We start from the raw sequence: 25,030 nt of genomic DNA on the forward strand, positions 1-25,030 counted from the left end.
GCCCCGGACTACAAGGCGGCGACGGCGACGGACGGGGGGTCGTGCCCCTCGCCGGGCCGGGCGACGAGCAGCGAGCCGTCGGGGACCGGGGTCCAGGCCGGGTCGTCGTCCAGGGGCTCCGAGGCGACGGTCACCCCGCCGTCGGGCCAGGCCCGGTAGGACAGGGCGTGGTCGACGGCCGTGGCGACCACCTGCTCGCCGTCGCCCAGGAGCAGGTTGAGCCGTGAGCCGGGGGCGGCGGCCAGCGCGTCGGTGACCACGCCGGCGACGGCGTCGACGGGGTCCTTGCCGGTGGCGATCCGGGCGCGGAGCAGGGCCCACAGCAGCGCCGAGTCGGTGGCCGCCTCGAGGGTCAGCAGGTCGAGCGCGGGGAGCGTGGCGGCGAGGTCGGCCATGCTGGGCGGCCAGCCGCGGACCACGCCGTTGTGGCTGAACAACCACGTCGACCCGCCGGCCTCGCCGCGGAACGGGGCGCAGGCGGCCGTGGACACCGGCATGCCGACCGTCGCCGAGCGCACCGCGGCGACCAGGGCCGTGGTCTCCACCGCCCGCGCGAGGTCGAGGAACGACCCGTCGGTCCACATCGGGTCGTCCCGCCGGTACAGCACCGGCCCACGTGCGTGATCTTCTGAGCTATCACTCAGAAGATCACGCACGTACCAGCCGGCACCGAACCCGTCGGCGTTCACGGTGCCGCCGCCGCGCATGTCGGCCGGGGCGTAGCTCTGCACGAGCAGGGAGTGCGACGGCTCGGTGAGCAGCGACGCCAGCGTGACCGGCGTCGGGCCCACGTGGGCCAGGTGGCGGCACACGCCGTTACGCCGACCGCGCGCAGCGGAAGCCGGTGAAGATCTGGCGGCGGATCGGCAGGTCCCAGTTGCGGAACGTGGTGCGGGCGTTGGGCGTGCCGACGCCGAAGGACGAGCCGCGCAGCATCCGGAAGTCGCCGCCGAAGAAGACCTCGGAGTACTCCTTGTACGGGAACGGCTCGAAGCCCGGGTAGCCCTCGAAGCCGGAGTCGCACCACTCCCAGACGTCACCGATCAACTGGTGCACGCCCAGCGGCGAGGCGCCGGCCGGGTAGGCGCCGACCGGCGCGGGCTGCAGGTGGCGCTGGTCGAGGTTGGCGCGCTCGGGGCTCGGGTCCTCGTCGCCCCACGGGAAGCGCCGGGTGAGGCCCGAGGCGTGGTCGTAGCGGGCGGCGAACTCCCACTCGACCTCGGTGGGCAGGCGCTTGCCCGCCCAGGCGGCGTAGGCCGCGGCTTCTCCGAAGCTGACGTGCAGCACGGGCTGGTCGCCGACGTCGGCGATCGCCTCGCGCACCCCGAAGGACGTCCGGTACCAGCGATCCTCGACCTTCTCCCAGGTCATCGGCGCGTGCCAGCCCTCGCCGGTGATGTGCTCCCGGCCGGCCGCGGACCACAGCGAGCGGTCGGCGTAGCCGCCGGCGTCGACGAAGCGGGCGAACTCGGCGTTGGTCACCGGGGCGGCGTCGAGCCAGAAGTCGTCGACGCGCACGGGGTGAGCGGGCTTCTCGTTGTCGAGCGCGAACGGCTCGTCGGACGTGCCCATCAGGAACTCCGCACCCGGGTGGAGGATCTCCGTGCCGGCGATGCCGGGCACCACTGAGGGCGGCGGCGGGTCGGCGTGCAGCACCGGGGCCCCGTCGCGCAGCTGGTGGGTGGCCAGCATCGTCTCCACGTGCTGCTGCTCGTGCTGGACGATCATGCCGAACACGAAGCCCCCGGCCAGGGTGCGGCGCTCGTCGAACGCCCCGGCCTCGAGGTGGGCGAGGGCCTTCTCGCGCACCTGGTCGCCGTAGGCCCGCGCCTCGGCGGGGCTGAGCAGCGGCAGCTGGGGGCGCCCGGCGCGCGGGTTGGTGAACGCGTCGTAGTACTGGTCGAGGTCCTCGCGGACCCCGGGGGTCTCCTCGGTGTCCGGAGCGCCGCGGCGCACCAGCCAGTAGTCCTCCATGTTCGCGATGTGCGCGACGTCCCAGTGGAACGGCGACATCAGCGGCGAGTGCTGGCGGGTGAAGTCGGCGTCGTCCGCGGCGAACACGTCGTGGGTCAGGGCGCGCGTCCGGGCCCGCGCCGCCTCGAGGTCGGCGGCGAGGCGTCGGCGCAGCGCGGGGACGTCCCCGGTCTCGCCCTGGGTGTGGCTGGTGGCGGTCATGGACTGCTCACCTCCGAGGAGGATCGGTCGCCCGGCGACGGGTACAGGTCGTCGGGATCGGACGGCGGCGGGGCGGCCGCCGGGGGCAGGTGGGTCTCGGCGGGGTCGAGCGGCTCGTCGGCCGGGCAGCGTCCGCGCAGCACCCGCTCGCTGATCACGTGGTCGACCAGCTCGCGCACGTCGGCGTCGAGGTCGGCGAACGCGGGCCCGGCGAGCGTGCGGTGGGCCTGCGCGAAGACCTCCCCCGCGGCCCGGCGCAGGACGCGGTCGTCGAGCCCGTGGCGGGCGGCGGCGGTCCAGCGGTCGACGGCCGGCTCGGCCGCGGCACGGGCGCGCGCCACCGTGTCCCGGTCGTGCATCAGGGCCGCGACGACCACCAGCGGCACCACCCACTCGTCACCGGCCTGCTGGTCGATGTAGCGGACCTCGAGGTGGCCCTGCGGGCGCACGGGCGGGAAGAGCGTGGTCAGGTGGTAGTCGAGGTCGGCCAGGGTGGGCGGGGTGTCGAGCGCGCCGCCGATCCACTGGGCGAACGTGACGTCGGGCGCCTCCCAGGAGACCCCGCCGGCGCCGTCGCGGCGCACGCACAGCAGGTGGGTGTCGAGCGCCCGCCGCGCGTACTCCCGGCCCGGGTCGGCGCCCAGGGCGGCCGGGGGCGAGGTGCGCTCGGGATCGAGCGCGAGCCAGCTCGCCATGCGCGTCGACTTCCACCCGGTGCGGCGGCCGTGCACCACCGGCGAGTTGGCGAACGCGGCGAGCAGGACGGGCCCCAGCTCGTGCAGCGCGGCCCAGCGCCCGGCGACGTCGGCACCCTCGCCGGCGTCGACGCAGACCTGCACGGCGGTGGTCGAGCACATCATCGTGCGCCCGTGCGGTCCGATGCGGTCGAACGAGGCCTCCATGGCCTGGTAGCGCGGCACGTCGAGCAGTCGCCGTGGCGGACGCAGCGGATCGCTCGCCCGCGGAACGGTGACCAGGCCCTCGGCGGCCAGCCGCTCGCGGATGGCTCCCGCGTCGAGGCGGACGGCCCGCACGAGGTCGCCGACGCTCGGCAGCGGGAGGCTGGCGATCTCCACCTGCCCACCGGGCTCGACGGTGACCGCGCCCCCCGCGGGGAGCGGGGTGGGTCCGGAGCTCTCGGGGGTCTGACGGTGGGGGCGGTGGCCGTTGGTCTCGGCCGTGCTCAGAGAGGGGCTCGGGGCGGGGAGGGTGGCGGGGGCGTGCGGGCCGAGGGCTCGGGCCAGCAGCGCGGGATCGAGGGGGTGGGCGGGGTCGTGGGCGTCGCGGACGAGCCATTCGAGCTCGGTACCGACGAGGCGTGGCGGCCCGTGCTTGAAGCACACGAAGGCGACGTAGGCCTCGGCGGTCGCGCGGTCGGTCAGCGGCGATGCGGGGTCGAGGGCGACCGGGTGCCGCATCACGGGCGGGCCCGCGGGTGGTGACGTCGGGGCGCTCGGGGCGCCACCGGCATCGCGTACCGAGGGTGACGACTTCGGCACGGAGCCTCCCTGATCGACCGACCCGACAGGCTCGCCGGGAACTGCTGCGGACGCGCACGGACGCTCAGCGACGCTACACGCGCCCTCGGCGCCCCGCATGGGGTCGAGCGCCGAGTGGCCGCGAAGCGAATGTCACTGTGAGTGATTACTCAGGCCGCGCTCGGACGTGAGGCGAACTGCGTGTGGTACAGGTCCGCGTACCGGCCGCTGCGGGCCAGGAGCTCGTCGTGCGTGCCCTGCTCCACCACGCGCCCGTGCTCGACGACGGCGATCGTGTCGGCCGCCCGCACCGTCGAGAGGCGGTGGGCGATGACGACGGCCGTGCGCCCGACCAGCGCCTCCGTGAGCGCCTCCTGCACCGCGTACTCCGACTCCGAGTCCAGGTGGGCGGTGGCCTCGTCCAGCACCACGACCCGCGGTGACGCCAGCAGCAGCCGCGCGATCGTCAGCCGCTGGCGCTCCCCACCCGAGAGCCGGTGCCCGCGCTCCCCCACCACCGTGTCCAGCCCGGCCGGCAGCTCGTCGAGCAGCTCGCCGAGCCGTGCGCGGACCATCGCCTCGCGCAGCTGCGCGTCCGTCGCCTCCGGGGCGGCGTAGGCCAGGTTGGCCCGCACCGTGTCGTGGAAGAGGTGGCCGTCCTGCGTGACGACGCCCACGGCGCCCCGGAGGTCGGCGAAGGACAGTTCGCGCACGTCCACGCCGCCGATCTCGACCCCGCCGCTGTCGACGTCGTAGAGCCGGGGCAGCAGCGAGGCGATCGTCGACTTCCCGGCACCCGACGGGCCGACCAGCGCGAGCATGCCGCCGGGCGCCACCGACAGGCCGACGCCGTGCAGGATCTCGTGCTCCACCCGGTCGTCGAGGCGCGCGACCTCCTCCAGGGAGGCCAGCGACACCTCGGCGGCCGACGGGTAGGTGAACCGCACGTCGTGCAGCCGCACCCCGAGGGGGCCGGCGGGCAGCGGCGTGGGCGTCTCCGGCTCGGTGAGGACGGGCTCCAGGTCCAGCACCTCGAAGACCCGCTCGAAGCTGACGAGCGCGCTCATCACGTCGACGCGGGCGTTCGCCAGCGAGGTCAGCGGGGAGTACAGCCGCGTGAGCAGCAGCGCCAGCGCCACGACCGTGCCGGCGTCGAGGGAGCCGGTGACCGCGAGCCAGCCGCCGAGCCCGTAGACCAGCGCCTGCGCGAGCGCCGAGACCAGCGTCAGGCAGGTGAGGAAGACGCGGTTGACCATCGCCGTGCGCACCCCGACCGCGCGGACCCGGTCGGCGCGGTGGCCGAACTCGTCGGCCTCGGCCTGCGGGCGCCCGAACAGCTTGACCAGCGTCGCGCCGCCCGCGGAGAAGCGCTCGGTCATCTGCCCGGTCATCGAGGCGTTGAGGTCGGCCGACTCCCGCTGCAGCGCCGCGATCCGCCGGCCCATGCGCCGCGCCGGCAGGATGAAGATCGGCAGGAGGATCAGCGCGAGGAGCGTCACCTGCCAGGCCAGCGCCACCATGACCACGACGGCCAGGACGAGCTGGATCGAGTTGGTGACGAGGCCCGAGAGCGTCGAGGTGAACGCGCGTTGCGCGCCGATGACGTCGTTGTTCAGCCGGCTGACCAGCGAGCCGGTGCGCGTGCGCGTGAAGAAGGCCAGCGGCATCCGCTGGACGTGGGAGAACACCGCGAGGCGCAGGTCGTAGATCAGGCCCTCGCCGATGCGCGACGACAGCCAGCGCTCGGCGAGGGTGAGCCCGGCGTCGACCACGGCGAGACCCGCGATGACCAGCGCGATCATCACGACGGTCGACGCCGGCGCGGCGGTGGTGATCGCGGAGATCACGCGCCCCGCGAGGACGGGGGTCGCCACGCCGATCACCGCCGATGCGGTGGCCAGGGTGAGGAACACCGCCAGCATCCGGTGGTGACGGTGGGCGAAGCGCCAGATCCGGGGCAGCGTCCCCTTCGGCACGGAGCGCGGCACGGTGTCCGCCTGCGCCGCCGACTGCATCAACGACCAGGCGTCCATGGTTCGCCCTCCGCTCCTCGGACCGTGTACCCCGAGAGCGTGCGACCTCGACCATCGTCGAGGTCAAGCGAGCCGTCCCGTGGCCGGCGGGTGGTGGGCCGCCGGATCCTCTGGAACGAGGTGTACCCCTCGCCGACACGGCCGAGGGGTCGCGCCCCTACTTCTTCTTCGTCCGTGTGGCGCCCCCACGCCCGCGCAGCGTCACGCCCGACTCGGACAGCACCCGGTGCACGAACCCGTACGAGCGGCCCGTGGACTCGGCGAGCGAACGGATGCTCGCGCCCTTCTCGTACTTCTTCTTCAGATCCGTGGCGAGCTTGTCCCGCTGGGTGCCCGTGATCCGTGCACCCTTCTTCAGATCGGCCATCTCGATCTCACCCCTTGCTCCGACCGCAGGTCCGGTCGAACCATGGTGATCGAAAAGTAGGATGTGCGCCACGGCACATTTCGCGTGATCGGTAAGCGGTTCGGCCGATCGGAGTGGATCAGCGTCCGTTTGCGGTACGCCGTCTACCTGCGGGAATGTCAGCTACCTTGCGACCGCGGCCGACTGGGTCAGGCGAGCTCGACCAGTTCGAGGTGCTCGGTCGAGAAATGGTCCTCGGTGCCGTCGGGCAGCAGGATGACGCGTTCGGGCTCCAGGGCCTCGACCGCACCCGGGTCGTGGGTGACGAGCACGACCGCGCCCTCGAATCGGCGCAGGGCGTCGAGCACCTTCTCGCGGCTGGCCGGATCGAGGTTGTTGGTCGGTTCGTCGAGCAGCAGGACATTGGCCGCGCTGGAGACGAGACCCGCGAGCGCGAGGCGGGTGCGCTCACCGCCGGAGAGCGTGCCGGCGGGCTGCTCGAGCTGCTCGCCCGTGAAGAGGAACGCGCCGAGCAGGGTGCGCAGCTGCTGCTCGGGGGTGTCCGGCGCCGCGCTGCGGGCGTTCTCCCAGACGCTGCGGTCCATGTCGAGCGTGTCGTGCTCCTGCGCGAAGTAGCCGGTGCGCAGGCCGTGGCCGGCCTCGACCGCGCCCGTGTCGGGGTCCTCGGCGCCCGCCAGGATCCGCAGCAGCGTCGTCTTGCCGGCGCCGTTGAGGCCGAGGATCACCACCCGGGACCCGCGGTCGACGGCGAGGTCGACGCCGGTGAACACCTCGAGCGAGCCGTAGGTCTTCGACAGGCCCTGCGCCGTCATCGGCACGCGCCCGCACGGCGCGGGGGCCGGGAAGCGGATGTGCGCGACCTTGTCCTCGGTGCGCTGCTCGTCGAGCCCGTCGAGCATGGCCTGCGCGCGGCGGGCCATCTGCTTGGCGGCGACGGCCTTGGTGGCCTTCGCGCCCATCTTGGCGGCCTGGACCTGCAGCGCGCCGGCCTTCTTCTCGGCGTTGGCACGCTCGCGGCGGCGGCGGGCCTCGTCGTCGGCGCGGGCCTGCTGGTACTTCGCCCAGCCCATGTTGTAGCTGTCGAGCTCACCGCGGGTGGCGTCGAGGAACCACACCTTGTTGACCACGGCGTCGATCAGCTCGGTGTCGTGGCTGATCACGATGAGCCCGCCGTCGTGGGAGAGCAGGAAGGAGCGCAGCCAGCCGATGGAGTCGGCGTCGAGGTGGTTCGTGGGCTCGTCGAGCAGCAGCGTCGTCCCGGCGTTGCCGCCCGAGTCGCCGCTGGCGGCGAAGAGGATGCGGGCCAGCTCGACGCGTCGGCGCTGACCGCCCGAGAGCGTCTGCAGGGGCTGGGACAGCACGCGCGCGGGCAGGCCGAGGTTCGAGCAGATCCGCCCCGCCTCGCTCTCGGCGGCGTAGCCCCCGAGGTCGGCGAACCGCTCCTCGAGGCGGCCGTAGCGCGCGATCGCCTTGTCGCGCGCGGCGTCGTCGGCCAGCTCGGCCATCGCGGTCTGCGTCTTCTCCATGTCGCGCAGCAGCTCGTCGAGCCCCTTGGCCGACAGCACGCGGTCGCGCGCGAGCACCGTGAGGTCGCCCTCGCGGGGGTCCTGCGGGAGGTAGCCGACCGGCCCGGTGCGGCGGATCGTGCCGCCGTAGGGCTCGCCGACGCCCGCGAGGCTGCGCAGCGTCGTCGTCTTGCCCGCGCCGTTGCGCCCGACCAGCCCGATCCGGTCGCCCGGCTGGACGCGCAGCGACGTCCCGGACAGCAGGATGCGCGAGCCGGCGCGCAGCTCGAGATCGGACGCGGTGATCACGGGAGGAGTCCTCGGGGAGGGTCGGTGCGGGCGGACGGGGCGCCACGCTGACCTTCCCAGTGTAGGCGACCGTCACCACCGCCCCGGCCGCACGCTCCGATCTCACCGGCCCGCGCCAAGGAGATTCGCACGACAGCGCTCCTCTGTCGCGCTGCCCTACGAACTCCGGCGCCAGGAGGTGAACCTCCCTAGGGTCGCCCCATGACCGACGCCACTCCCCCTGCTCAGGACCTCGCCGGGCGCACCGCCCTCGTCACCGGCGCGAGCCGGGGCATCGGGCTCGGGGTGGCGCGCCACCTGCTCGACCGCGGTGCCGCCGTGACGATCACGGCCCGCAAGCAGGCCGAGCTGGAGGAGGCGGCGGCCTCGCTGGGCGCCCCGGAGCGCGTGCTGGCGCTGCCCGGCAACTCCGGCGACGGGGCCGCCCGGGCGGCCGCGGTCGACGCCTGCGTCGAGCGGTTCGGCTCCCTCGACGTGCTGGTCAACAACACCGGCATCAACCCGCAGTACGGCCCGCTGGTGCAGGCGGACCTCGCGGCCGTCTCGAAGATCTTCGAGGTCAACGTGGTGGCGGCGCTCGGGTTCGTGCAGGAGGCGCACCGGGCGTGGATGGGCGCGCACGGCGGTGCCGTCGTCAACATGGCCTCGGTGGGTGGGCTGCGCTCGAGCGGCGTGATCGGCGCGTACGGGGCGTCGAAGGCCGCGCTGATCCGTCTCACCGAGGAGCTCGCCTGGGAGCTCGGGCCCGACATCCGCGTCAACGCCGTCGCGCCCGCGGTGGTGAAGACGCGCTTCGCGGAGGCGCTCTACGCCGACGGCGAGGACGCCGTCGCATCCCGCTACCCGATGCGCCGCCTCGGGACCCCGGAGGACGTCGCCGCGCTCGTCGGCTTCCTCGTCTCCGACGCCGCCTCGTGGATCACCGGCGAGACCGTCCGGGTCGACGGCGGACTGCTGGCGACCGGGAGCACCTGAACCGCACGAGCACCTCAGGCGGACACGGGCAGAATGACGGTGAACGGGGAGGTGCACACCCATGGGCTTGTTCAGCAGATGGCGCCGCGGGGGCGGCGGCGCGGGCGGTGACGGACGGCGCCAGGTGCTCGACCGCGAGGCCACGAGCGCCGACCTCGACCACCTCCGCGCGTTCGCCAAGTCCCGCGAGGGCGTGGCGTTCTACGTCGAGCCCGAGACCACGGCCACCGACACGACGGTCGTCGCGGTCGCGTTCGACGGGGAGTGGACGCGCCGGCGCGTCGGCACGCCGAAGGCCGCGGAGAAGCTGGCGCGCTCCTGCAAGGTCGCGATCCACGACGTCCAGGTCACCGGCTACCCACCCGAGATGCGCGCGTGGAACGCCCGCGCGAAGGCCGACCGCGCCGCGCTCGAGGAGATGGCCCGCCTCGAGGAGGACCACGACCGGTGACCCGTCCGTGACCGCTGCCATGCCGGCGGCCCCGGTCGCCGATGTCGTGATCGCCGGGGCCGGCCCGGCCGGTCGTGCCCTCGCCCGGGCCTGCGCCGCGCTGGACCTGCGGGTCCTGCTCGTCGACCCCCGTCCCCACCGCCCCTGGACCCACACCTACGGCGCCTGGGCGCACGAGCTGCCCGACGACCTCCCGGCCGACGTCGCCGCCGCGCGCGGGCGCGGGGTGGCCATCGGCGAGCGGACCCACGAGCTCGACGACACCTACGTCGTCCTCGACACCTCGGCGCTGCAGGTGCACCTCACCGACCCGACGGTCGCGGTGCGGCGCGGCCGGGTCGTGGCCGCGGTGCCGGCGGCGCCCGGGCGGAACCCGGCGGTGATGCTCGACGACGGCACCAGCCCGAGCGGGCGGGTGGTGGTCGACGCCACCGGCGCCCGCCAGGCCCTGGCCCGCCGCGGCGCCGCCCGCGGGCTCGAGGGCGTCCGCCCCCGCGCGGAACAGACCGCCTTCGGCGTGGTGGTGCCGCGCGAGGTGGCTGCGCGTGTCAGCGGCGACCGTCTGCTGTTCATGGACTGGCGCGCCGACCACGGGCACGAGGGCTGGCCCACCTTCCTCTACGCCGTGCCGCTGGACGCCGAGCGCGTGCTGCTCGAGGAGACCTCGCTCGCCCGCCGCCCGGGGCTGCCGATGCCCGAGCTGCGCGCCCGTCTGCGGGCCCGCCTGCTCGCGGCCGGGCTCACCGAGGCGGAGATCCCCGACGACCCCGCCGACGTGGAGAAGGTGCGCTTCCCCGTCGACTCGCCGCGACACCGCTCCCCCGCCGGCGTGGTGGCCGTCGGTGCGGCGGACTCCCTCGTGCACCCCGCCTCGGGATTCAGCCTCGCGACCTCGTTGCGCATGGCCCCGCGGCTCGCCACCGTCCTCGCCGACGCCCTGCGGGGCGGTGCCGACCCCGTGGCCGCGGCCAAGGCGGCCCGGCGGGTGGTGCGCTCCCCCGCGGCGGCCACCGTGCACGCGCTGCGACGCCGGGGCCTCGAGACGCTGCTCGCGATGCCCCCCGCCGACGTCCCGGCGTTCTTCGACCGCTTCTTCGCGCTCCCGGACGTCCACCGGCGGGCCTATCTCGACGCCCGGGAGGACGTCACCGCATCGCTCGCGGCCATGACCTCGTTGTTCGGAGGACTGACACCCCGTCTCCGCCTCCACCTGATCAGGGGAACGGTGCTCGGGGCCCGCAGCGTCCGAACGGAGCAATAGCGGTACGCTCGCGAACCGGGATCGTGACGGGATCGTGACCTGTCACCGATGAAAGGGGTTCTCCGCCATGGGTGCCTACCAGACCGTCGCCGTCGGGACCGACGGCTCGGAATCGTCCTACCGCGCCGTGGACCGCGCCGCGACGATCGCCGCCGACAGCAAGGCGACCCTGCTCATCATCTGCGCCTACAAGCCGGCGAAGTCCACCGGCGAGGCCGAGCAGGCCCTCGGCGAGGACGCCGCCTTCCACGTCGTCGGCTCCACGCCCGCCGAGGAGACGCTGCGCGACGCCCGCGAGCGCGCCGCCACCAAGGGCTCGCTCGAGATCGAGACCGTCGCGGTACAGGGCGACCCGATCGAGCGCGTCATCGAGACCGTCTCCGAGCGCAAGGCGGACCTCGTGGTGGTCGGCAACCGCGGGCTCAACAGCCTCGCGGGCCGTCTGCTCGGCTCCGTCCCCCAGGGCATCTCCCGCCGCGCGGGCAGTGACGTCCTGATCGTCCACACCACGTGACGGCGGGTCCGGACCCCACCTCCGCGGACCCGCAGCGGTGGGCGCGTGCCCAGGAGCGGATCGAGGATCTGCTCCTGGGCGGGCCCCGGACCATGACCCGCGGGGAGGTGCACGAGCGCACCGGGCTGTCCCCCGAGCACACGGCCCGGCTGTGGAGCGCGCTCGGCTTCCCGGCCGCCGGTGACGACGCCCGCGGCTTCACCGAGGCCGACATCGACGCGCTCGAGCTCTCCGGACGCCTGCTCGACGAGGACACGTTCGACGAGGCCGAGGAGCTCGCCGTCGCCCGGGCCCTCGGGCAGGGCCTCGGGCGGCTCGCGGAGTGGCAGGCCAACCTCGTGCGCCGCACCATCGCCGGCTCCGGCCGCGCCGACGACCCGGACGCCGTCGTCGACGCCGTCGAGGCGCTCGTGCCGACGCTCGAACGGCTCCAGTCCTACGTGTGGCGCCGGCACCTCGCCGTCACGGCCGGCCGGATGCTCGCCGTGCTCGCGCGCCCCGAGGGCGAGCGCACCGAGGAGAACCGGGTCGTCGTCGGGTTCGCCGACATCGTCGGCTTCACCGCGCTGAGCCGGAAGATCGACGAGACCGAGCTGCGGGCGCTGCTCGAGCGGTTCGAGACCGTGTGCACCGACGTCGTCGCCCGGCGCCACGGACGGATCGTGAAGACCCTCGGCGACGAGATCCTCTTCGTCTGCGAGCGGGTCGAGGACGCCGTCGACATCGCCTTCCGGCTGCACGAGCAGGTGCCCGACGAGGGCGGCCGCCTCATCCTGCGCGTGGGCCTGGCCCTCGGTGACGTCCTGCCCCGCTACGGCGACGTCTACGGCCCCGTCGTCAACATCGCCAGCCGCCTGACCTCCGAGGCCCGCCCCGGGACCGTCCTCGTCGACGAGGACCTCACCCACGCGATCCGCGAGACCGACCTCGACGTCGAGGTCCGCGCGGTGCCCCAGCTCGCGGTGCGGGGCTACCGCCACCTGCGCCCGCACGTGATCCGCGAGCGCGCCTCCTAGGCCGCAGCGAACGCGCCGTTCGCTGCTTCTAGGCGCACGAACTCCCCGTTGATCACGGCGAGCGCGCGAGCCGCGGCTCCCCTGGGCGCCGACCCCAGAACGAACGAACGGCGGGTTCGCTGCTACGGGAGCAGCGAACCCGCCGTCGTTTCGTTCGCGAGGGCCGAGCTCAGACGGTGAACCCCAGGGCGCGCAGCTGCTCGCGGCCGTCGTCGGTGATCTTGTCCGGGCCCCACGGGGGCATCCAGACCCAGTTGATCCGCACGTCGTTGGCCAGGCCGCCGCCGGCGCCCTGGGTCAGCGCCGCGCGGGCCTGGTCCTCGATGACGTCGGTCAGCGGGCAGGCCGCCGAGGTCAGGGTCATGTCGAGCGTGACCACGGGACCCGCCGGGTCGCCCTGGACGTCGATGCCGTAGAGCAGGCCGAGGTCGACGACGTTGATCCCGAGCTCCGGGTCGACGACGTCGCGCATCGCCTCCTCGAGGTCGTCGACCGACGGCAGCGCGTCGTCCGACGTCGCCGGGGCCTCGGGCATGCCGGCGGCACCCCGCTGGACGGTGTCTTCGCTCATGCTGTTCCTCCGGTCTGTGCCGACGCCTGGGCCTGTGACGCCTGAGCCTGGGCGACCGCGTCCTTGAACGCCAGCCATCCCAGCAGCGCGCACTTCACGCGGGCCGGGTAGGCGGCCACGCCCGCGAACGCGACGGCGTCGTCGAGCACGTCCTCGTCCGGTTCGACCTTGCCGCGGCTCTGGACCATCGCCTGGTAGGCCTCGAGGGTCTCGAAGGCCTCCCCGACGGTGTGCCCGACCAGCAGGTCGTGGGCCACCGAGGTCGCCGCCTGGCTGATCGAGCAGCCGAGCGCGTCGTACGACAGGTCCTCCACCTTGGCGTCGCGACCCTCGCCGCCGGTGAGGTGCACGCGCACGGTCACCTCGTCGCCGCAGGTCGGGTTGACGTGGTGGACCTCGGCCTCGAACGGGTCGCGCAGCCCGCGTCCGTGCGGGTTGCGGTAGTGGTCCAGGATGATCTCCTGGTACATCGAGTCGAGCTTCACGGGGCGACTCCGAAGAACTCCTGCGCCCGACGGACGCCCGCCACGAGGGCGTCGACCTCCTCGAGCGTGTTGTACACGTGGAAGCTCGCGCGGATCGACGACTGCACGCCGAACGCCCGGTGCAGCGGCCACGCGCAGTGGTGGCCGACGCGCACGGCGATGCCGGAGTCGTCGAGCACCTGCGAGGCGTCGTGCGGGTGGATGCCCTCGATCTCGAACGCCACGGCGCCGCCGCGGGCCTCGGTGCTGCGCGGGCCGATGATCGAGACGCCGGGCAGGTCCTGCAGCTTGAGCAGGGCCGCGCCGGTCAGCTCGTTCTCGTGCGCCTTGACGGCGTCCATCCCGATGAGGTTGAGGTAGTCGACGGCCGCGCCGAGACCGATGGCCTGCGACGTCATCGGCACGCCGGCCTCGAACCGCGCCGGCGGCGGCGCGTACGTCGAGCCCTCCATGCGGACCGTCTCGATCATCGAGCCGCCGGTGAGGAACGGCGGGAGCGCCTCGAGCAGCTCGCGCCGCCCGTAGAGCACCCCGATGCCCGAGGGGCCGAGCATCTTGTGCCCGGAGAACGCGGCGAAGTCGACGCCGAGGGCGTGCAGGTCGACCGGGGCGTGCGGCACCGACTGGCAGGCGTCGAGCACCGTGTAGGCGCCGACCGCGCGGGCCCGTCGCACCAGCTCCTCGACCGGCGGGACGGTGCCCAGCACGTTCGACTGGTGCGTGAACGCCACGACCTTGGTGCGCTCGGTGATCGGGTCGTTCTCGAGGTCGAGCCGCCCGTCCTTGGTCACCGAGAACCAGCGCAGCGTCGCCCCGGTGCGCCGGCAGAGCTCCTGCCAGGGCACGAGGTTGGCGTGGTGCTCCATCTCGGTGGTGACGACCTCGTCGCCCGGCCCGAGACGGAACCGCTCGGCGGCCGCGTCGACGCCGTCCCCGACCGAGGCGTTGCTCATGCCGTAGGCGACGAGGTTGATCGCCTCGGTCGCGTTCTTGGTGAACACCACCTCGTCGACGTCGGCCCCCACGAACGCCGCGATCCGCTCGCGGGCGGACTCGTAGGCGTCGGTGGCCTCCTCCGACAGGGCGTGCGCCCCACGGTGGACGGCGGCGTTGGACGTCTCGAGGAACGTCCTCTCCGCGTCGAGCACCTGGCGCGGACGCTGGGAGGTCGCGCCCGAGTCGAGGTACACCAGCGGCTTGTCGTCGCGGACGGTGCGGCTCAGGATGGGGAAGTCCGCTCGGATCTTCGCGACATCCAGGGTCGCACCCGCCGAGGGAGCGGATGCGAGTGCGGTCATGCCGGCTGCTCCTCCTTGTCGGCGCCGAAGGCCCCGACGAACCGCTCGTAGCCGTTCTCCTCGAGCTCGTCGGCGAGCTCGGGGCCCCCGGACGCGGCGACCCGGCCGTTCACGAACACGTGGACGCGGTCGGGCGCGATGTACCGGAGGATGCGGGTGTAGTGCGTGATCAGCAGGATGCCGACGTCCGACTGCGACTTGTACTCGTTCACGCCCTTCGACACGACGCGCAGGGCGTCGACGTCGAGGCCCGAGTCGGTCTCGTCGAGGACCGCGATCTTCGGCTTCAGCAGCGACATCTGCAGCACCTCGTGGCGCTTCTTCTCGCCGCCGGAGAAGCCCTCGTTGACGCTGCGCTCGGCGAACGCCGGGTCGATCTCGAGGTCGGACATCGCGCCCTTGACCTCCTTGACCCAGTGCCGCACCTTCGGCGCCTCGCCGCGCGTGGCGGTGGCGGCGGAGCGCAGGAAGTTCGACATCGAGACGCCGGGGACCTCGACCGGGTACTGCATGGCGAGGAACAGGCCGGCGCGGGCGCGCTCGTCGACGGCCATCTCAAGGACGTCCTCGCCGTCGAGGAGGACCTGGCCCTTGGTCACGGTGTACTTCGGGTGGCCCGCGATCGAGTACGCCAGCGTCGACTTGCCGGAACCGTTCGGACCCATGATCGCGTGGGTCTCGTTCGAGTTCACGGTGAGGTCGACACCGCGCAGGATCTCCTTGGGACCGGACTCGGTCTCGACCTCGACGTGCAGGTCGCGGATCTCGAGGGTGGACATCAAGCCTCTTTCGGGAGTGTTCGTGTGGTGGGGGGCGGAGCCGTCAGACGCCGACGACCTCGAGCTCGGCCTCGATGGCCGCCTCGAGACGGTCGCGCAGCGCCGGCACGCGGACCTTCTGGATGACCTCGCCGAAGAAGCCGCGGACGACCAGCCGGCGTGCCTGGGCCTCGGGAATCCCCCGCGCCATCAGGTAGAACAGCTGCTCGTCGTCGAACCTTCCCGTGGCGCTGGCGTGGCCGGCGCCGACGATCTCGCCGGTCTCGATCTCGAGGTTCGGCACCGAGTCGGCCCGGGCGTTGTCCGTGAGCAGCAGGTTGCGGTTGAGCTCGTAGGTGTCGGTGCCCTCGGCCGCCTTCCGGATCAGCACGTCGCCGATCCAGACGGTGTGCGCGGCGGTACCGCCCTCGACGCCCTGCAGGGCGCCCTTGTACATGACGCGCGAGCGGCAGTTCGGCACCGAGTGGTCGACGAGCAGGCGCTGCTCGAAGTGCTGGCCGCCGTCGGCGAAGTACAGCCCGTCGAGCTCGACGTCGCCGCCGGGCGCGCGGTAGTTGATGACCGGGGACAGCCGGACGAGGTCGCCGCCGAGCGTCACCGAGGTGTGCCGGATCGTCGCGTCGCGCCCCACCGAGAGGTGCTGCGCACCGACGTAGACCGCGTCGTCCGCCCAGTCGTGGACCTCCACGACCTCGAGCTTCGCGCCGTCGGCGACCACGAACTCCGTGTTCGCCGCGACCGTGCCCGAACCGCGGTGGTCCAGGACCACGACGGCCTGGGCGTGGTGCTCGAGACGCAGCTGCAGGTGCGCGAACGCGGTGGCGCCGGCCCCGGGGCCGCCGACGGTGATCGTCAGCGGCTCGTCGTCGGAGCGGGCCTCGTTCACCGTGACCACGTGGGCCTCGGTGAACGACGACCACGCCTGCGCCGCGACGCGGTCGGCGGGGATGCCGCCGTCGCCGAGCCGGGCGTCGTCCCGTCCGACGGTCTCGTGACGGGTACCGGAGCCGGTGAGGTCGCCGGCGGCGTCACCGAACCCGGTGCGCACCGAGACCTCGATGCGGCCGTCGGCCGACGCCGAGCCGTCGTGGAGTCCGTGCAGGCGCCGCAGCGGCGTGAACCGCCACTGCTCCTCGCGGCCGCGAGGGACCTCGAAGGCCTCGACGTCGTAGGAGGTGAAGCGCAGCTCCCACGGCGCGAGCTTCGGGCTGCCCGCCGTCTTGATGCCCGGGTCCACGTCGAGGACCGGGGCGCCGGGGGCGGTCGTCGTGCCGCCCCCGGTCTGGGCCACCGGCTGGGTCATCCGACAGCACCCTCCATCTGCAGCTCGATCAGGCGGTTCAGCTCGAGCGCGTACTCCATGGGGAGCTCGCGCGCGATGGGCTCGACGAACCCGCGCACGATCATCGCCATGGCCTCGTCCTCGGAGAGCCCGCGGGACATCAGGTAGAAGAGCTGGTCCTCGCTGACCTTCGAGACGGTCGCCTCGTGGCCCATCGTCACGTCGTCCTCGCGGACGTCGACGTAGGGATAGGTGTCCGAGCGGCTGATCGTGTCGACCAGCAGCGCGTCGCACTTCACCGTGGACCGCGAGTGGTGCGCGCCCTTGTTGACCCGGACCAGACCGCGGTAGCTCGTCCGTCCACCGCCGCGTGCGACCGACTTCGAGATGATCGTCGACGACGTGTACGGCGCGAGGTGCACCATCTTGGCGCCCGCGTCCTGGTGCTGGCCCTCGCCGGAGAACGCCACCGAGAGCACCTCGCCCTTGGCGTGCGGGCCGGTCAGCCAGACGGCCGGGTACTTCATGGTCACCTTGGAGCCGATGTTGCCGTCGACCCACTCCATGGTCGCGCCCTCTTCGGCCTTGGCGCGCTTGGTGACCAGGTTGTAGACGTTGTTCGACCAGTTCTGGATGGTCGTGTAGCGGCAGCGGCCGCCCTTCTTCACCACGATCTCGACGACCGCGGAGTGCAGGGAGTCCGATGAGTAGATCGGCGCCGTGCAGCCCTCGACGTAGTGGACGTAGGCGTCCTCGTCGACGATGATCAGCGTCCGCTCGAACTGGCCCATGTTCTCGGTGTTGATCCGGAAGTAGGCCTGCAGCGGGATGTCCACGTGGACGCCCTTGGGCACGTAGATGAACGAGCCGCCGGACCACACCGCGGAGTTCAGCGCGGAGAACTTGTTGTCGCCGGCCGGGATCACCGAGCCGAAGTACTCCTCGAACAGCTCCGGGTGCTCGCGCAGCCCGGTGTCGGTGTCCATGAAGATGACACCCTGCTGCTCGAGGTCCTCGCGGATCTGGTGGTAGACGACCTCGGACTCGTACTGCGCCGCGACACCGGAGACCAGACGGCTCTTCTCGGCCTCGGGGATGCCGAGCTTGTCGTAGGTGTCCTTGATGTCGGCGGGCAGGTCGTCCCAGGTGGCCGCCTGCTTCTCCGTCGAGCGGACGAAGTACTTGATGTTGTCGAAGTGGATGCCCGAGAGGTCGGAACCCCACTGCGGCATCGGCTTCTTCTCGAACGTGTTCAGCGCCTTGAGCCGCAGCTGGAGCATCCAGTCCGGCTCGCTCTTCTTGTCCGAGATGTCACGCACGACCGCCTCGCTGAGGCCGCGCTGCGCGCTGGCGCCCGCGACGTCGGTGTCGTGCCACCCGAACTGGTAGTTCCCGAGCGCAGCGAGGGTCTCCTCCTGCGTGAGCTCGACGGGGGCGGTGGGGGTGGTCCGCTCCGCGGAGGTGGTCATACGACCTGCCTTCCCTTGACGGTGGTGGTGGTGACCTGCGCCGGTACGTGCGTGGTGCACGCGGCATCGCCGCGCGCGATCGTCGACAGACGCTGGACGTGGGTGCCCAGCAGCTCGGCGAAGACCTCGGTCTCGGCCTCGCAGAGCTGGGGGAACTCGGCGGCCACGCCGGCCACCGGGCAATGGTGCTGACAGAGCTGCGCGCCCGTGCTGGCGGCCCGGGACGAGGCGGCGTACCCCTCCCCGGACAGGGCGCCCGCGAGGGCTTCGACCCGGTCCGGGCGATCGGCCTGCGCCTCGATGTCCTCGCGGTGCTCCGCGAGGAGACCGAGGATGCGGCGGCGGGCGAACGCCCGGACGGCGTCCTCCCCCGCGGCGTCGGCGAGCTCGCGCAGCGCGGCGATCGCGAGGTCCGCGACGTCGTCCTCGCCGCGCCCGGCACGGCGCCGTCCCTGCTCGGTGAGCAGGTGCTGGCGTGCGGGCCGTCCGCGACCGCGCCCGGAGGCGCGCGGGGCGTCGCGGGTGGAGACGGTGCCGTCGGCGACGAGGGCGTCGAGGTGACGGCGCACCGCCGCCCCGGAGAGACCCAGCACCCCGGCCAGGTCCATCGCCGTGGTCGGCCCGTGCTCCAGCAGGCGGCGGACGATGAGGTCCCGCGTGCGGCCGTCGTGTCCGTCGGTGCCCATGGTCCTCACCTCCTCACTGTGGTCTCCACAGTCTGCCCGCTATTTGACAACGTCAGTCTTGCTTATTTCGCGGCGCCGGGCAAAGTGGCGGCCCTGATCAGCGTGGTGATCGCCCTCACGCAGGGTTACCTACCCTCACCCCGGCCCTCACCCCGGCCCTCACCCCGGCCCTGACCGCGGCGCCCGGGGACGCCGACGGGGTCGTCCGGGGCGCTCGGTATCGTCCCGTCGCGTGACCGGGACGGCGCAGGCCCCGCAGGCGCCTGCCGAGGTGTCCCCGTCCGTCACCCCGCCGGGTGCCGTCCCGCCGCCGCCGACGCCCGACGAGCGGCGGCGCCTCCGCACCGTGCGCCGGTTCGGCACCACGGGTGCGCTGCTCATGGCCGTCGGCGCCCTCGGCTGTGGGGCCACGCCCGCCCCCGCCTACAACCCCCTGCTGGGCACGCGCGTGCTCGGCCTGTGGGGGCGCATGCCGACGGTGTCGCTGACGCTCGCCTACATCGGCATGGGCATGCTCGTCCTCGCCTGGCTGTGGCTCGGGCGGCTCGCGTGGCCGGGGCGCGTGCGCCTGTCGGTGCGCCAGCTGACCCGGATCCTCGTCATGTGGATGGTGCCGCTCGCCGTCGCGCCGCCGCTGTTCTCCACCGACGTCTACGGCTACCTCTCCCAGGCCGAGGTCGTCTCGCGCGGGTTCGACCCCTACGTCTACGGCGCCGCCCAGGCCCTCGGGCTCTCCGACCCGCTCGTCGCGAGCATCCCGACGATCTGGCGGACGACGCCGTCGCCGTACGGGCCCGGCTTCCTCACCTTCGGGCGCCTCATCACCGGCATCGCGGGCGACGACATCGTGCTCGGCGTCTACCTGCACCGCGTGCTCGCGCTCGCCTCGCTGGGCCTCGTCATCTGGGCGGTACCGCACCTCGCGCGCCGCGCCGGCGTCGAGCCGATCGCGGCGCTCTGGCTCGCGATCAGCCCGCTGGTGCTCTTCCACCTGGTCAGCGGCATCCACAACGACGCGATCATGCTCGGCGTCGTCCTCGCGGGCCTCGAGATCGGGATGCGCCGCTCGTGGGTGCTGGGCGCGCTGCTCATCGGGCTCGGCGCCTCGGGGAAGATCCCCGCGGTGCTCGCGCTGGGCTTCCTCGCCGCGCACGTCGCCCGCGAGCGCGGGGGTGGGATCGGGCGTCTCGTCCGCTACGGCGCCGCCTGCTCGGCGCTCGGGCTCGGGATGGTCGCCGCGGTGTCGGTGGGCAGCGGGCTCGGCTTCGGGTGGATCCAGGCGCTCTCGGTGCCGAACCTCCTGCGCAGCTGGCTGTCGGTGACCACCGACCTCGGCGTCCTCGGCGGCTGGCTCGGCGGGGTCCTCGGCCTCGGCGACCACACCGACGCCGTCCTCGACCTCACCCGCGCGGCCGGGCTCGGCGTCGCCGCGCTGGTGTGCGTGCTGCTGCTGTTCATGGTGCTCAACGGCCGTCTGCACGCCGTCGCGGGCATGGGCTACGGATTCGGCGCGGTCTTCCTCGCCGGCCCGGTGCTGCACCCCTGGTACCTGCTGTGGGCGATCGTCCCGCTGGCGGCCTCGGTGCGGAACCCGCGCATCCGCGGCTTCGCCGTCGCCATCTGCGCGATCGTCGCGCTGCTCGTGCCCCCGACGGGCGCCGACTTCTCGTTCCGGACCTACCAGCTGCCGATGGCCATCACCGCGGCCGCCCTGCTCGCGCTGGTCCCCCTGGCCGCGGTGCGTGGGCGCGTGCCGCGGACCCCGGCCGCCTAGGCTGTCGACGTGTCGGGATCCCCGGCCGCGCTCTCGGTGCGCGGCCTCGTCGTGCGCTACCAGGGGCGTGCGGCGGTCGACGGTCTCGACCTCGACCTCGCGCCCGGCAGCGTGCTCGCGCTCCTCGGGCCCAACGGCGCCGGCAAGACGACCACCGTCGAGGTGTGCGAGGGGTTGCGCTCCCGCGACAGCGGCGAGGTCCGGGTGCTCGGCGCCGACCCCGCGGGCGCGCCGGACACCCTGCGCGCCCGCATCGGCGTCATGCCGCAGGGCGGCGGCGCCTACCCGGGCGTCCGCGTCCGCGAGATGGTCGGCCTGGTCGCCGCCTGCGCCGCCGACCCGCTCGACCCGGACTGGCTCGTCGACACCCTCGGGCTCGCCGGGTGCGCCCGCACGCCCTACAAGCGGCTCTCGGTCGGCCAGCAGCAGCGCCTCGCGCTCGCGTGCGCCGTCGTCGGTCGCCCGGAGCTCGTGTTCCTCGACGAGCCCACCGCGAGCCTGGACCCGCAGGGCCGGCGTCTCGTGTGGGACCTCGTGCGCGCGCTGCGCGCCGACGGCGTCGCGGTGCTGCTCACCACGCACCTGATGCAGGAGGCCGAGACGCTCGCCGACCACATCGTGATCGTCGACCACGGACGGGTCGTCGCCGAGGGCAGCCCCGAGGACCTCACCGCCGCGGGCGCCGACCGCGAGCTGCGCTTCCGGGCGGCCGCGGGCATGGACCTGAAGCTGCTGACGGCGGCGCTCCCCGAGGGGTGCACGGTGTCCGAGCCGAGCTCCGGCAGCTACCTCGTCGAGGGCGCCATCGACCCGCAGGTGCTCTCGACGGTGACGTCGTGGTGCGCGCGACAGGGCGTGCTCGCCGACGACCTGCGCGTGGCCCGCCGCAGCCTCGAGGACGTGTTCCTCGAGCTGACAGGACGCGAGCTGCGTTCGTGATCCCCCGCAACGACCGGGCCCTCGGTCACTCCTTCGTCGTGCCCGCGCGCCCGTCGGCGGGGGCGGGATCGTGAGCGCGGCACGGTTCGAGGCCGGCACCTTCACGCCCGCCCCCGGGCGCGGGCCGCTGGGACGGATGCTCGCGACGCAGGTCGCCCTGGAGACGAAGCTGGCGCTGCGCCAGGGCGAGCAGGTGCTGCTCACGCTCATCATCCCGCTCGCGCTGCTCGTCGGGCTCTCCCTGCTGGAGTTCGTCCCGCTGCCCGAGCCACGCGTCGACGCGGCGCTGGCGACGGTGCTCGCGCTCGCCGTGATGTCGACGGCGTTCACGAGCCAGGCGATCTCGCTGGGCTTCGACCGGCGCTACGGCGTGCTGCGGCGGCTCGCGGCCACCGCGGTCCCCCGCTCCATGATCGTGCTCGGGCGCCTGGGCGGGATGGCCGCGGTCGTGCTCGTCCAGGTCGTCGTCCTCGGCGCCGTCGCGCTCGCGCTCGGCTGGCGACCCGGGCTCGGCTCGCCGGGCTGGGCGCTGCTGCTCGTCGTCCTGGGCACCGCGGCGTTCGGGGCCGTCGGCGTGCTGCTCGGCGGCAGCCTGCGCGCCGAGCTGGTCCTCGCCGTCGCCAACATCGTGTGGTTCGTGCTGCTGTTCGCCGGCGGGGTGCTCGTCCCCGCCTCGGCCCTGCCGGGCCCGCTCGCCGTCGTCGTACAGCTGCTGCCCTCCGGAGCGCTCGCCGAGGGCCTGCGCACCGCCCTGCTCGGCGGCACCCCGGCCCTCGGCCACATCGTCGTCCTCATCGTGTGGGCCGTGGTCGCCGGCGGGATCGCGACCCGCACCGTGCGCTGGACCTGAGCACCGCACAGCACCGCACCACGCCGCGCCGCACTACCGGGCGTCGTAGGATCGCGACCGTGCTGGAGCGCCTCCTCGCCACACCTCCCGGCCTGATGCGCGGCCTGGCGATGGCCGCGGTCGTCGGCCAGGCCGGCATCGCGGTCACGGGAGCGGTCGTCCGGGTCACGGGGTCCGGTCTCGGCTGTCCGACGTGGCCCCAGTGCTTCCCCGGCAGCCTGGTCCCGGTGCCCCACCCCGAGATCGCGGTCCTGCACCAGTGGGTGGAGTTCGGCAACCGGCTCCTCGGCATCGCGCTCGTGGTCGTCACCGGGGCCTGCCTGCTCGCGGCCCTCAACGTGCGCCCGCGCCGCGGCCGGCTCGTGCTGCTCGCCGCCACCATGCCGCTCGGCGTGGTCGCCCAGGCCGTGATCGGCGGGATCACCGTGCTCACGGGCCTCGCCTGGTACACGGTCGCGCCGCACTTCCTCGTGACGATCCCGCTCATCTGGCTCGCCGTGCTCCTCGTGCGCGAGTCCTCCCCGGCCGCCATGGCCGCCCCGCCCGGCACACCCTGGCGCCCGGCGGTGCCCTCGGCCCTGCGCGGGCTGCTCGCGGTCGCGTCCGTGGTGCTCGTCGCCCTGCTCGTCGCGGGCACGCTCGTCACCGCGGCCGGCCCGCACGGCGGCGACGCGGCCACCCCGCGCCTCGCCGCCGTCCCGCTCCCGACGCTCGCGACGGCTCACGCCCACCTGCTGTTCGCGTTCCTGGGCCTGCTCGTGGGGGTCGGCTTCATGGTCCACGCGGTGTCCGTGCCGCGCGCCGTCGTCCGCCGCCTCCGGGTGCTCGTGCTGCTGACGCTCGCCCAGGGCGCGCTCGGCGGGATCCAGTACGCCCTCGGGGTGCCGGAACTGCTCGTGGCCCTGCACGTCCTCGGCGCGGTCACGACCGTCGCCGCGGCGGCGTGGCTGTGGTCGGCGACCGCCGAGCCCGATCCCGTGACCTCGGCGCCCCCGGCCGACGCCGCCTCGGCCCCCGCCCTCGCCGGGAGGAGCTGACGTGCACGCCGTCCGCATCCCGCGCCACGGCGGGCCCGAGGTCCTCGAGTCCGTCGCCTGCCCGACCCCTCCGCGGGCGACGGTGAGGTGCTCGTCGACCTCGCCGCGGCCGGCGTCAACTTCATCGACACCTACTTCCGCGAGGGCATCTACCCCGCGCCGCTCCCCCTCGTGCCGGGCGTGGAGGGCGCCGGGACGGTGCGCGAGGTCGGCCCCGGCGTCACCGGCTTCGCGCCCGGCGACCGCGTCGCCTGGACCAACACCCTCGGCAGCTACGCGACCGTCGCCGCGGTGCCCGCCACCGACCTCGTCGTGGTGCCCGAGGCGATCGACTTCGAGACCGCGACGGCCGTCGTGCTCCAGGGCATGACCGCGCACTACCTCGTCCACGACACCCACCCCGTCGCCCCCGGCGACGTCGTCCTCGTCCACGCCGGGGCCGGCGGGATGGGTCTGCTGCTCTGCCAGATGGCGAGCGCGCTGGGCGCCCGCGTCCTCGCCACCACCTCGTCGGAGGAGAAGGACGCCCTCGCCCGCGAGGCCGGCGCCCACGAGACGCTGCGCTACTCCGACGACCTCGCCGACCGCGTGCGCGCCCTCACCGACGGCGAGGGCGTCGCGGTCGTCTACGACGGCGTCGGCGCGTCCACCTTCGACGCCTCCCTCGCGAGCCTGCGCGTCCGGGGCGTCCTGGCCCTCTACGGCGCCGCCAGCGGGCCCGTCCCGCCCGTCGACCCCCAGCGACTGAACAGCGGCGGCTCGCTCTACCTGACCCGCCCCTCGCTGCACTGGCACGTCCGCACCCCCGAGGCGCTGGCGGCCCGCGCCGACGCGGTGTTCTCCGCCGTGGCGGCCGGCGACCTGAGCGTGCGCATCGGCGGCCGCTACCCCCTCGACGCCGCGGCGGAGGCACAGCGCGATCTCCAGTCCCGCCGCACGACGGGCAAGCTCCTGCTGCTGCCCTGAGGGGTCGCGAAGGGCACGTTGCGCATGATCAACAGGCCGGGCGGCCTGCGGAACGTGCCCCTCGTCAAGCGCGGGCAGCCAGGGCCGCCTGCACGCGGGCGGCGAAGGTGGCCGAGCGGCGGTGGACGTCCGCCCACGTCGCGGGGATGACGAGCCACCCCGCGGCCGCCAGCAACGCCCACCGCTCCTGGTCGCGGCGCCACTGCACGGGATCGGTGCGGTGCTGGTCGCCCTGGTACTCGACGGCCACGCGGTGCTCGGGCCACGCCATGTCGACGTGCGGGATCCACCCGGCCGGCACGGCCGGGACCGCGTACTGGAGCTCGGGACGCGGCAGCCCGTTCGCGATCAGCTGGAGTCGGAGACGCGTCTCGGGCGGGCTCTCCGCGCGCGGGTCGGCGGCGGCGACAGCCGGGGCGAGGCGACGTCGTCCACGCGTGCGCGGACGACCTCCGACGTACTCGAGCAGGTCACCGGGCTCGAACTCGCCGACGCGCGCCAGGGCGTCGAGGGCGACGACCCCCTCGACGAGTCCCAGGCGGCGCACGAGGTCGAACGCCGTCCGGATCGGCGTCGTCACCCGCAGGTCGTCGACGAGGACGATCTCGTCGTCGTGCAGCTCGTCCTGGCGCACCAGCAGCCCGGTCCGGCTGCGGATGCGACGGCGACCGACGACGAGGTCCACCGGTGCGTGTCGGGGCGCGCAGTCGGCGCCGTGGATCGCGGCCGCCGCGTAGCCGCCGACCACCGCGTCGTCGACCAGGAGGCCGGCGGCACGGGCGCGCACGAGGAGGTCGTCGTCGACGGGCG

23 protein-coding genes and 1 pseudogene are annotated in these 25,030 nt (G+C 73.8%); 10 read left to right on the plus strand and 14 right to left on the minus strand.

Annotated elements, in window-relative coordinates; translation table 11 throughout:
- Positions 1 to 8: 8 nt before the first annotated feature.
- From egtC to PH191_RS12330, 6 genes are all read right to left on the minus strand, one after another.
- Positions 9 to 812, minus strand: coding sequence for an ergothioneine biosynthesis protein EgtC (gene egtC, locus PH191_RS12305; RefSeq protein ID WP_274194897.1), 804 nt, complete (start codon positions 810 to 812; stop codon positions 9 to 11).
- Positions 813 to 816: 4 nt separating this feature from the next.
- Positions 817 to 2,175, minus strand: a complete 1,359-nt coding sequence (gene egtB, locus PH191_RS12310) for an ergothioneine biosynthesis protein EgtB (RefSeq protein ID WP_274194898.1) — start codon at positions 2,173 to 2,175, stop codon at positions 817 to 819.
- The gene (egtA, locus tag PH191_RS12315) at positions 2,172 to 3,593 is read right to left on the minus strand and encodes an ergothioneine biosynthesis glutamate--cysteine ligase EgtA (protein WP_274195283.1); all 1,422 of its coding nucleotides are present in this window, start codon (positions 3,591 to 3,593) and stop codon (positions 2,172 to 2,174) included. Before egtA ends, egtB begins: the two co-directional genes overlap by 4 nt.
- 230 nt (positions 3,594 to 3,823) lie before the next feature.
- Complete coding sequence (locus PH191_RS12320; RefSeq protein ID WP_274194899.1) at positions 3,824 to 5,686, minus strand: ABC transporter ATP-binding protein; 1,863 nt, start codon at positions 5,684 to 5,686, stop codon at positions 3,824 to 3,826.
- 157 nt (positions 5,687 to 5,843) lie between these two features.
- Positions 5,844 to 6,053, minus strand: a complete 210-nt coding sequence (locus PH191_RS12325; protein ID WP_116707459.1) for a helix-turn-helix domain-containing protein — start codon at positions 6,051 to 6,053, stop codon at positions 5,844 to 5,846.
- A 188-nt stretch (positions 6,054 to 6,241) separates the two neighbouring features.
- Entirely contained in the window at positions 6,242 to 7,867 is a 1,626-nt protein-coding gene (locus tag PH191_RS12330; RefSeq protein ID WP_274194900.1) for an ABC-F family ATP-binding cassette domain-containing protein, read from the minus strand.
- A 201-nt stretch (positions 7,868 to 8,068) separates the two neighbouring features.
- Between PH191_RS12330 and PH191_RS12335 the strand changes: the two genes are divergently transcribed.
- The 5 genes from PH191_RS12335 (at position 8,069) to PH191_RS12355 (ending at position 12,084) form a co-directional block, all read left to right on the plus strand.
- Positions 8,069 to 8,842 (plus strand): SDR family oxidoreductase, encoded by a 774-nt coding sequence (locus PH191_RS12335; protein WP_274194901.1) that lies wholly within the window; start codon positions 8,069 to 8,071, stop codon positions 8,840 to 8,842.
- Positions 8,843 to 8,903: 61 nt separating this feature from the next.
- Positions 8,904 to 9,293, plus strand: coding sequence for a hypothetical protein (locus PH191_RS12340; RefSeq protein ID WP_274194902.1), 390 nt, complete (start codon positions 8,904 to 8,906; stop codon positions 9,291 to 9,293).
- Between the two features lie 7 nt (positions 9,294 to 9,300).
- Entirely contained in the window at positions 9,301 to 10,554 is a 1,254-nt protein-coding gene (locus PH191_RS12345) for a lycopene cyclase family protein (protein ID WP_274194903.1), read from the plus strand.
- 67 nt (positions 10,555 to 10,621) lie between these two features.
- Positions 10,622 to 11,068, plus strand: a complete 447-nt coding sequence (locus PH191_RS12350) for a universal stress protein (protein WP_274190350.1) — start codon at positions 10,622 to 10,624, stop codon at positions 11,066 to 11,068.
- Positions 11,065 to 12,084 carry an adenylate/guanylate cyclase domain-containing protein gene (locus PH191_RS12355; RefSeq protein WP_274194904.1) on the plus strand — a complete coding sequence of 340 codons (1,020 nt, stop codon included), beginning with the start codon at positions 11,065 to 11,067 and terminating at the stop codon, positions 12,082 to 12,084. Before PH191_RS12350 ends, PH191_RS12355 begins: the two co-directional genes overlap by 4 nt.
- Positions 12,085 to 12,253: 169 nt before the next feature.
- On the opposite strand, the gene PH191_RS12360 is transcribed toward PH191_RS12355, so the two are convergent.
- The 7 genes from PH191_RS12360 to PH191_RS12390 are packed head-to-tail and all read right to left on the minus strand — an operon-like array spanning position 12,254 to position 18,654.
- The gene (locus PH191_RS12360; protein ID WP_274190348.1) at positions 12,254 to 12,655 is read right to left on the minus strand and encodes a metal-sulfur cluster assembly factor; all 402 of its coding nucleotides are present in this window, start codon (positions 12,653 to 12,655) and stop codon (positions 12,254 to 12,256) included.
- Complete coding sequence (gene sufU / locus PH191_RS12365) at positions 12,652 to 13,140, minus strand: Fe-S cluster assembly sulfur transfer protein SufU (protein WP_274194905.1); 489 nt, start codon at positions 13,138 to 13,140, stop codon at positions 12,652 to 12,654. Before sufU ends, PH191_RS12360 begins: the two co-directional genes overlap by 4 nt.
- Positions 13,137 to 14,438, minus strand: a complete 1,302-nt coding sequence (locus PH191_RS12370) for a cysteine desulfurase (protein WP_274194906.1) — start codon at positions 14,436 to 14,438, stop codon at positions 13,137 to 13,139. Before PH191_RS12370 ends, sufU begins: the two co-directional genes overlap by 4 nt.
- Positions 14,435 to 15,217 (minus strand): Fe-S cluster assembly ATPase SufC, encoded by a 783-nt coding sequence (gene sufC / locus PH191_RS12375; protein WP_274194907.1) that lies wholly within the window; start codon positions 15,215 to 15,217, stop codon positions 14,435 to 14,437. The genes PH191_RS12370 and sufC overlap by 4 nt, the downstream gene beginning before the upstream one ends.
- A gap of 43 nt (positions 15,218 to 15,260) precedes the next feature.
- Complete coding sequence (gene sufD, locus PH191_RS12380) at positions 15,261 to 16,520, minus strand: Fe-S cluster assembly protein SufD (RefSeq protein ID WP_274194908.1); 1,260 nt, start codon at positions 16,518 to 16,520, stop codon at positions 15,261 to 15,263.
- Entirely contained in the window at positions 16,517 to 17,968 is a 1,452-nt protein-coding gene (gene sufB, locus PH191_RS12385) for a Fe-S cluster assembly protein SufB (protein ID WP_274194909.1), read from the minus strand. Before sufB ends, sufD begins: the two co-directional genes overlap by 4 nt.
- Positions 17,965 to 18,654 carry a helix-turn-helix transcriptional regulator gene (locus PH191_RS12390; protein ID WP_274194910.1) on the minus strand — a complete coding sequence of 230 codons (690 nt, stop codon included), beginning with the start codon at positions 18,652 to 18,654 and terminating at the stop codon, positions 17,965 to 17,967. Before PH191_RS12390 ends, sufB begins: the two co-directional genes overlap by 4 nt.
- A 232-nt stretch (positions 18,655 to 18,886) precedes the next feature.
- Between PH191_RS12390 and mptB the strand changes: the two genes are divergently transcribed.
- The 5 genes and pseudogenes from mptB (at position 18,887) to PH191_RS12415 (ending at position 24,220) form a co-directional block, all read left to right on the plus strand.
- Positions 18,887 to 20,428 carry a polyprenol phosphomannose-dependent alpha 1,6 mannosyltransferase MptB gene (gene mptB, locus PH191_RS12395; protein ID WP_274194911.1) on the plus strand — a complete coding sequence of 514 codons (1,542 nt, stop codon included), beginning with the start codon at positions 18,887 to 18,889 and terminating at the stop codon, positions 20,426 to 20,428.
- 9 nt (positions 20,429 to 20,437) lie between these two features.
- Positions 20,438 to 21,367, plus strand: a complete 930-nt coding sequence (locus tag PH191_RS12400) for an ABC transporter ATP-binding protein (protein ID WP_274194912.1) — start codon at positions 20,438 to 20,440, stop codon at positions 21,365 to 21,367.
- Positions 21,368 to 21,503: 136 nt separating this feature from the next.
- The gene (locus PH191_RS12405; RefSeq protein WP_274195284.1) at positions 21,504 to 22,217 is read left to right on the plus strand and encodes an ABC transporter permease; all 714 of its coding nucleotides are present in this window, start codon (positions 21,504 to 21,506) and stop codon (positions 22,215 to 22,217) included.
- Between the two features lie 95 nt (positions 22,218 to 22,312).
- Entirely contained in the window at positions 22,313 to 23,254 is a 942-nt protein-coding gene (locus PH191_RS12410) for a COX15/CtaA family protein (RefSeq protein ID WP_274195285.1), read from the plus strand.
- A gap of 1 nt (position 23,255) precedes the next feature.
- Positions 23,256 to 24,220: pseudogene (locus PH191_RS12415) on the plus strand (quinone oxidoreductase family protein).
- Positions 24,221 to 24,284: 64 nt separating this feature from the next.
- Here PH191_RS12415 and PH191_RS12420 read toward each other — a convergent pair.
- Positions 24,285 to 25,007, minus strand: coding sequence for an endonuclease domain-containing protein (locus PH191_RS12420; RefSeq protein WP_274194913.1), 723 nt, complete (start codon positions 25,005 to 25,007; stop codon positions 24,285 to 24,287).
- Positions 25,008 to 25,030 lie beyond the last annotated feature (23 nt).

This window comes from Actinomycetospora callitridis (assembly GCF_028737265.1).
GTDB lineage: Bacteria > Actinomycetota > Actinomycetes > Mycobacteriales > Pseudonocardiaceae > Actinomycetospora > Actinomycetospora callitridis.

Coding starts and splice junctions, on each gene's coding strand:
- PH191_RS12370 (WP_274194906.1), bottom strand. CDS start 14,438: ATGACCGCACTCGCATCCGCTCCCTCGGCGGGTGCGACCCTGGATGTC.
- PH191_RS12340 (WP_274194902.1), top strand. CDS start 8,904: ATGGGCTTGTTCAGCAGATGGCGCCGCGGGGGCGGCGGCGCGGGCGGT.
- PH191_RS12350 (WP_274190350.1), top strand. CDS start 10,622: ATGGGTGCCTACCAGACCGTCGCCGTCGGGACCGACGGCTCGGAATCG.
- sufB (WP_274194909.1), bottom strand. CDS start 17,968: ATGACCACCTCCGCGGAGCGGACCACCCCCACCGCCCCCGTCGAGCTC.
- PH191_RS12325 (WP_116707459.1), bottom strand. CDS start 6,053: ATGGCCGATCTGAAGAAGGGTGCACGGATCACGGGCACCCAGCGGGAC.
- PH191_RS12320 (WP_274194899.1), bottom strand. CDS start 5,686: ATGGACGCCTGGTCGTTGATGCAGTCGGCGGCGCAGGCGGACACCGTG.
- PH191_RS12405 (WP_274195284.1), top strand. CDS start 21,504: ATGCTCGCGACGCAGGTCGCCCTGGAGACGAAGCTGGCGCTGCGCCAG.
- egtB (WP_274194898.1), bottom strand. CDS start 2,175: ATGACCGCCACCAGCCACACCCAGGGCGAGACCGGGGACGTCCCCGCG.
- egtA (WP_274195283.1), bottom strand. CDS start 3,593: ATGCGGCACCCGGTCGCCCTCGACCCCGCATCGCCGCTGACCGACCGC.
- PH191_RS12360 (WP_274190348.1), bottom strand. CDS start 12,655: ATGAGCGAAGACACCGTCCAGCGGGGTGCCGCCGGCATGCCCGAGGCC.
- PH191_RS12335 (WP_274194901.1), top strand. CDS start 8,069: ATGACCGACGCCACTCCCCCTGCTCAGGACCTCGCCGGGCGCACCGCC.
- sufD (WP_274194908.1), bottom strand. CDS start 16,520: ATGACCCAGCCGGTGGCCCAGACCGGGGGCGGCACGACGACCGCCCCC.
- PH191_RS12390 (WP_274194910.1), bottom strand. CDS start 18,654: ATGGGCACCGACGGACACGACGGCCGCACGCGGGACCTCATCGTCCGC.
- sufC (WP_274194907.1), bottom strand. CDS start 15,217: ATGTCCACCCTCGAGATCCGCGACCTGCACGTCGAGGTCGAGACCGAG.
- PH191_RS12410 (WP_274195285.1), top strand. CDS start 22,313: ATGCGCGGCCTGGCGATGGCCGCGGTCGTCGGCCAGGCCGGCATCGCG.